General features: G+C 71.1%; 7 protein-coding genes. All 7 read right to left on the reverse strand.

Annotated elements, in window-relative coordinates:
• Positions 1 to 21: 21 nt before the first annotated feature.
• Positions 22 to 885, reverse strand: coding sequence for an ABC transporter permease (locus HQQ79_RS18305; protein WP_173036246.1), 864 nt, complete (start codon positions 883 to 885; stop codon positions 22 to 24).
• A complete protein-coding gene (locus HQQ79_RS18310; protein WP_027465129.1) occupies positions 882 to 1,814 on the reverse strand; it encodes an ABC transporter ATP-binding protein in 933 nt (310 codons plus the stop codon). Before HQQ79_RS18310 ends, HQQ79_RS18305 begins: the two co-directional genes overlap by 4 nt.
• A 170-nt stretch (positions 1,815 to 1,984) precedes the next feature.
• Positions 1,985 to 2,470, reverse strand: coding sequence for a luciferase family protein (locus HQQ79_RS18315; protein WP_220038893.1), 486 nt, complete (start codon positions 2,468 to 2,470; stop codon positions 1,985 to 1,987).
• A gap of 49 nt (positions 2,471 to 2,519) precedes the next feature.
• Complete coding sequence (locus tag HQQ79_RS18320) at positions 2,520 to 3,380, reverse strand: hypothetical protein (RefSeq protein ID WP_173036248.1); 861 nt, start codon at positions 3,378 to 3,380, stop codon at positions 2,520 to 2,522.
• A 27-nt stretch (positions 3,381 to 3,407) separates the two neighbouring features.
• On the reverse strand, positions 3,408 to 5,129 hold the full coding sequence (locus HQQ79_RS18325) for an AMP-binding protein (RefSeq protein WP_367948134.1): 1,722 nt from the start codon (positions 5,127 to 5,129) through the stop codon (positions 3,408 to 3,410).
• Between the two features lie 56 nt (positions 5,130 to 5,185).
• The gene (locus HQQ79_RS18330; RefSeq protein ID WP_173036253.1) at positions 5,186 to 5,857 is read right to left on the reverse strand and encodes an HAD-IA family hydrolase; all 672 of its coding nucleotides are present in this window, start codon (positions 5,855 to 5,857) and stop codon (positions 5,186 to 5,188) included.
• Positions 5,854 to 6,369: an N-acetyltransferase gene (locus tag HQQ79_RS18335; protein ID WP_173036255.1), complete on the reverse strand. Its 516-nt coding sequence runs from the start codon at positions 6,367 to 6,369 to the stop codon at positions 5,854 to 5,856. The genes HQQ79_RS18330 and HQQ79_RS18335 overlap by 4 nt, the downstream gene beginning before the upstream one ends.
• Positions 6,370 to 6,505 lie beyond the last annotated feature (136 nt).

A 6,505-nucleotide genomic window follows, 5' to 3' on the forward strand; every position in this document is an offset into this window, starting at 1 on the left:
TCCCGGCCGTGGGTGGTCGCGTCAGACGTCGCGACGGCGCGCGAGCGTCAGGGCGAGGCCACCGATGACCAGGACCTCGGCCGCGAGGACGCCGAAACCGCCCCATCCGTTGAGCACGACCCCGCTGTTGTCGGCCTCGCTCGCGCCGTCGTACGCGTAGGCGTAGAGCTGGCCACCCGCCATGTCCGGCAGGAACGCCGCGATGTTCGTCGGCCAGTCGACCTTCATCAGCCCGGCCATCAGACTCAGCACCACCGGCAGGACCAACAGGATGCCGAGCGTGATCGCGATCCCACCGGCGCTCGAGCGGACGAGCAGACCGATGCCGTACGCGAGGAGCGCCAGCAGGGTCAGGAAGACCGACGAACCGAGGATCGGCATGAAGACCGACGGGTCGCCGATCTCCGGCTCGACACCGTTGCCGGCCAGCAGCGGGAGCGAGATGAGGACGCCGATCCAGGTGGCGACGGCGCTGACCACGAAGGTCGTGACGGCGAGGACGGTGGCCTTCGCCAGGATCACGCCGGTGCGACGGGGGTCGGCGGTGAAGGTCGAGCGGACCTGGCCCGTGCCGTACTCACCGGTGATGATGAGGACGCCGAGCACGCCGACGACGAGCGACGAGAGCAGGACGCCGACGGTGTTGGCGTTGACGAACGTGCCGTTGGCGATGTCCGTCGGCAGGTCCTGCCCGCCGCTGTTCGTGTTCGCACCGACCAGCGCGGCCATACCGATCGTGACGACGACCAGGATCGCGTAGCACCAGAACGTGGACCGGATGCTGCGCAGCTTGATCCACTCGCTCCGCACCAGGTGCGGGAACGACAGACGGGTCGAGCCACTCATCCGGGTCGACGGCGTGGTGGGCGAGGTGGTGGCGCTCATCGGGTGCCCTCCGATCGGTACTCGACGTCGTCGCGGGTGAGGGCCATGTAGGCCTCTTCCAGGCTCGCGCCGGTCGGGGTGAGTTCGTGCAGGGGGACGCCGGCCTGCGCGGCGATGTTGCCGACCGTCGGGGCGTCGGGCCCGACGACGAGGAACGAGCCGTCCTCGCGCTGGGTGACCGCGGCGTTCGGGCCGATGGCGGTGAACAGGCCGTTCGGGTCCGGCGTGCGGACGATGACGCGGCTGACGGCCGCATCGGTGCCGGCAGCGGCGCCACCACCGGCGACGAACTCGGCGATCGGGGCGTCGGCGAGGACCTTGCCCCGGCCGAGCACGACCACGCGGTCGGCGGTCTGTGCCATCTCGCTCATCAGGTGGCTGGAGAGGAACACCGTGCGGCCGTCGGCGGCCATGCGGCGGGCGAGCTGACGCACCCAGAGCACGCCGTCGGGGTCGAGACCGTTGACGGGCTCGTCGAGGATCAGGGTCTTCGGGTCACCGAGCAGTGCGGCAGCGATTCCCAGGCGCTGCCCCATGCCGAGCGAGAACCCGCCGACGCGCTTCTTCGCGACGGAGTCGAGGCCGGTCATGTCGATGACCTCGTGCACGCGGGACTTCGGGATGCCGTGGGTCGCCGCGAGGGAGAGCAGGTGGTTGTAGGCGCTGCGCCCCGAGTGCACGGCCTTCGCCTCGAGCAGGGCGCCGACCTGCCGGAGCGGGTCGCGGAAGCTCGTGTACGGCTGGCCGTTCACGGTGGCGCTGCCCGACGTGGGCCGGTCGAGCCCCATGATCATGCGCATCGTGGTGGACTTCCCGGCGCCGTTGGGCCCGAGGAAGCCGGTCACACTGCCGGGACGCACGACGAAGGAGACGTCGTCCACGGCGGTCTTCGGACCGTACTGTTTGGTGAGATGGCTGACTTCGATCACGGCCTCGACGCTACGGGAGCGCTCGGCGTCGCCGCGTCCGCCGTTGGGGGGAGATGTGTGCTCCCACAGGGTGACGCGGGGGGCGGGTTTTCGCCGGTCGCGCGGGTTTTCGCGCTGGGCGACAGTTCACGCGCGCAGCCGGCCGTGAGGTGTCGCTGGACGCGAAGTGATCAGGCGGGGTGGTGCGCCGGACGTTCGTCGCCAGGGTCGCGAGCGAACGCGAGGCTCTCCTCGATGATCGACAGCACGACCGCGAGTTCCTCGACGTTGCGCGGGCCGTAGACCATGAACTCGGTCCCGTGGTCCTCGTACTGATGCGGGATCGCCCAGCCGAGCTCGGTCAGTTCGGCTCCCCGTGCGACCGGGAGGCAGAGGTGGACCGAGGTGTCCTCGACGCCGTGCAGGTGCACGGGCTCGAGTCGTCCGTCCGGCGCCAGTGACGTCCACGGGACGACGTGGTCGCGCTGATCGCGCAGGAACAACGCGCGTGACGACGCCGGCGACACCTGACTGTGCCCCTCTTCGACGCCGGGCAGCGCGACGGCACTCCCGACGAGCGCTCCCCACAGTTCCGGCGTCGCGCGGTCGGTGAGCTGGCGCTGGGGGCCGGCGTCGGACACGGCGGGCCGTTCGCCGCGGCGGATGGACCTGATCATTGCTCGACGATACCGTCTCGGCCGGGCTGCATCGCTCCTGTTCGGGCCCTCACGAGGACGGGGAAGCGTCCGCGTCGACCTCGTACGCCTCGAACCGGGCATCGGCGAGGATCGCGTCGACGAGCGACCGCGACCCGGCGACGATCGTCGAGTCCCAGTCGATCTCGGTGGCGAGCACCCACTCGTGCCCCTCGGGCCAGAGCATCTGCGGGGTGTGCCCGAAGCCGACGTACGTGCCCACGCGGGCGTCGTCCGTCCAGGACGGGTCGCTGAGCTGCGGCAGGGACATGGAGAGCAGGAAGCACTCGCGGGCCGGCCACAGGAAGCGCGGACCCGCGAGCGACTCCCGGAGCGCGGCCTGCTCCCGCCGGTGCTGCCCTTGGGCCCGGGCCATGTCCTCCTGCGCCTGGGCGCGCTCGGCCGCCGTCGGCTCGCCGCTCCCCTGCCACCCGAAGCCCAACGTCGACGTCCCGTTCAGGTCGCCCCATCCGTCCCAGATCGCCCCGACCAGGTCGTCCGGCGTCGACGTCGCCTCGGCGAGGAGCTCGGTGAGCGCGGCGAGTTGCCGCGGCTCGTACCAGCCCTCTTCGGGTGGATGGACGACCCAGCCGTCCTCGAAGGGCAGGTCCGACTCGTCGTCCCGCCCGCTGAACGTCTGCCACGACACGAGCGGGTCGATCGTCCGACGGGTGCGCTCGGCGACGTCAGCCCAGCGCCACTCGGCCGACTCGAGGACCGGGTGCTCGTCGTACTCGTCCACGGTCGTACGGTCTTCGCGATCCGCTCGGAGCGGGTGCAGGATCCGGGCGTACGCCTCGAACCCGGTGCCCGCGACGCCGCCGAACGAGGCGAACGAGCCGGCCCGGGCCAGCAACCAGTCACCCCGCGAGGCGTCCTCGATGAGTTCCACGTGTCGAGCCCAGGGTGCCCGTGCAGGTCAGCTCGCCTGCGGGCGGGGTGCTCGGAGGCCGGGGAACTCGTCGTCGCGCCACTCCCCCTCGGCGCGCGCGCCGTTGCTCACCGACTGCTCCTCGCGCTCCCGGAGCTCCACGCGGCGGATCTTGCCCGAGATGGTCTTCGGGAGCTCCGCGAACTCGACGCGGCGGACGCGCGCGTAGGCGGGGAGAGCCGTGCGTGCGTACTCCAGGACCTGCCTGGCGGTGTCGGCCGACGCCTCCCATCCGGTGGCCAACGTGACGTACGCCTTGACGATGTTGAGACGGGCGTCGTCGGGGGCCGGGACGACCGCGCTCTCGGCCACGGCCGGGTGCTCCAGCAGGGCGCTCTCCACCTCGAACGGCGACACCTTGTAGTCGGAGGACTTGAAGACGTCGTCGGTGCGGCCGATGAAGGTCAGCTCACCGTCGGCGTCGCGGACGGCGATGTCGCCGGTGTGGAAGAAGCCGTCGCGCATCGACGAGGCCGTGCGGTCGGGGTCGCCGAGGTACTCGGCCATCAGGTTGACGGGTCGCTCGGTGAGGTCGAGGCAGACCTCGCCCTCGTCGCCCGGTTCGCCGGACACGGGGTCGAGCAGCGTCACGGTCACACCGGGGAGCGGCTTGCCCATCGCGCCGGGCGTCACGGCGGCACCCGGGGCGTTGCCGATGATCGCCGTCGTCTCGGTCTGCCCGTAGCCGTCGCGGATGGTGAGCCCCCACGCCGCTTCGACCCGGCCGATGACCTCGGGGTTGAGCGGCTCGCCGGCCGAGATGAGCTCGCGGAGCGCCCGCGGCTTCACGCCGAGGTCGGACTGCAGCATCATCCGCCACGCGGTCGGCGGCGCGCAGAACGTGTTGACCTCGGCCCGCTCGAGCTGCGCGAGGAGTGCAGCGGGGTCGAAGCGCGCGGTGTTGTGGATGAACACGGTGGCCTCGGCGATCCACGGCGCGAAGAAGCAGCTCCAGGCGTGCTTGCCCCACCCGGGCGAGCTGATCGTCAGGTGCACGTCACCGGGCCGGACTCCGAGCCAGTACATCGTGCTGAGGTGTCCGACCGGGTACGACGTCTGGGTGTGCACGACCATCTTCGGCTTCGACGTCGTGCCGGACGTGAAGTAGACCAGGCACGGGTCGGTCGTGCGGGTGACGACGTGGGGACGGACCTCGTCGGCAGGAGCGGGCTCGCCCAGGTCGCTCGGGTACTCCGTCCACCCGTCAGCGGGACCGCCGATCACGATGCGCGTGAAGGACCCGCGGACGTCGTCGTACTTGTGCGTCTCGCTCCGGTTCGTGACGACGTGCGCCACCGAGCCCCGGTCGACACGGTCCTGCAGGTCGGCGGTGTCGAGCATCGTCGAGGTCGGCAGGATGACCGCACCGAGCTTGATCACGGCGAGCATCGTCTCCCAGAGCTCGAGCTGGTTGCCGAGCATGACGAGGACGTGGTCGCCCTGCTGCACGCCGAAGCCGTGCAGGCGCGCGGCGAGCCGATCGGACCGTGCGGCCAGGTCGGCGTAGCTGAGCCGCTGCTCACGACCGTCCTCCTCGACGATCCAGAGCGCGGTGCGGTTGTTGTCGGTCGCGATGACGTCGAACCAGTCGGTCGCCCAGTTGAACGTGTCGCCGACGTCCGGCCAGCGGAACCCGGCGCGTGCCGCTTCGGGAGAGTCCGCGGCGAGGAGCTGGTCGCGGGCGGCACGGTACGCGGCGGTCGGGTTCACATCAGGCACGGACCGATCATGCCGCATCCGTCTCGGCACGCTCACGAAGACCGCCGTCAGCGCCCGGTCGCCCGGCCGTTCCCCCGCACGACCGCATCGAGCACCCGGATCGTCTCGTCGGTGTCGACGTGCAGGTGCGCCCCGATGCCGAGCGCGCGAGCGGCCTCGATGTTCTCGGGCACGTCGTCCACGAAGAACACCTCGTCCGGGTCAGCCCGGAGGCGCTCGAGGGTGATCCGGAACGCGTCGGCATCGGGCTTGTTCACACCGATCTCGTGGGAGTAGCAGATCGGGTCGAACACCGCCGAGAACCGGAAGCGCCGCTCCTCTTCCTCTCGAGCACCATCGCCCGAGTTCGACAGGATCGCGAGGCCGATCGTGCCGCGGAGTCCGGCGAGGAAGTCGTACAACGGCTGGTTCAGGGTTCCGCAGTACGCATCCCAGAAGTCGGCCCGCATGACGGCGAGCTGGTCGGCCCCCAGCCCGAGCGCCGTACCGATCGCGCCCCAGTACCGGTCGACGACGCCGGTCCGACGGGAGGCGTCGGGCAGGTCGGCCGCGACGAGGCGAGCGGAGAAGTCGTCCGTCGTCATCCCGAGACGCTCGGCCCACCGCGCCCGGAAGCGTCCGGGCCAGGCGGCGTCGTCGACGAGTTCGAGGACCCCGCCCACATCGAGCAGCAGCCACCGCACGGCGGGCCCGGCGGCCCCGGCCGTCCCGCCGCTCACAGCGATCCCCGCAGCTGCCGGATCATCTCGACCTCGAGTTCGCTCGGTTCGAGGACGTACGCCTCGGTCGCACCCGTCGGCTCGTAGCCACGTCGGGCGTAGAAGGCCTGCGCACGAGTGTTCCCCTCGTGCACGTGCAGCCGAAGTGCCGACCCGTGTGCAGCCGCCCACACCTCGATCTCGTCGAGCAGCGCATCGGCGACACCGGCGGGACGGCCCCGGTGCGACGGTGCGACGTAGACGCCGACCAGGAGCGGCCCGACCCGGGGGCCGGGCACGAACACCCCCATCGTCCCGAGCCACCGGCCGTCGGCGTCGATCGCGGCGAGGGTGGTCCCGCCGACGTCGCGCTCACGGCGGCCGCGCCGACGCCAGTCACGCTCCTGCAGCCGCTCCGCGTCGGCGAGCCTCTCCCCGTACGCCTTCGGGGTGTCCCGGAGCATCTCGAGCCGCAGTGCCCGGACGGACTCCCAGTCGTCCTCCGTGGTCGGTCGGATCGTCGTTCCCCGCATGACCCGAGCCTAGGGGCGACAGGCCCGGAGAACTCGTTCCAATCCGTCTGGCGGACGACGCCGAATCACCTGCAACGACCGGGAAACACCCGGAGCGCTCACCAGCCGCACATCGCTGGTTCTCCACCCCACCAAG

This window comes from Curtobacterium sp. VKM Ac-2852, from assembly GCF_013205045.1.
Lineage (GTDB): Bacteria > Actinomycetota > Actinomycetes > Actinomycetales > Microbacteriaceae > Curtobacterium > Curtobacterium flaccumfaciens.

What these genes read in the sequence shown, in the direction of transcription:
- HQQ79_RS18315 (WP_220038893.1), bottom strand. Translation starts at nt 2,470, where the DNA reads ATGATCAGGTCCATCCGCCGCGGCGAACGGCCCGCCGTGTCCGACGCC.
- HQQ79_RS18335 (WP_173036255.1), bottom strand. Translation starts at nt 6,369, where the DNA reads ATGCGGGGAACGACGATCCGACCGACCACGGAGGACGACTGGGAGTCC.
- HQQ79_RS18305 (WP_173036246.1), bottom strand. Translation starts at nt 885, where the DNA reads ATGAGCGCCACCACCTCGCCCACCACGCCGTCGACCCGGATGAGTGGC.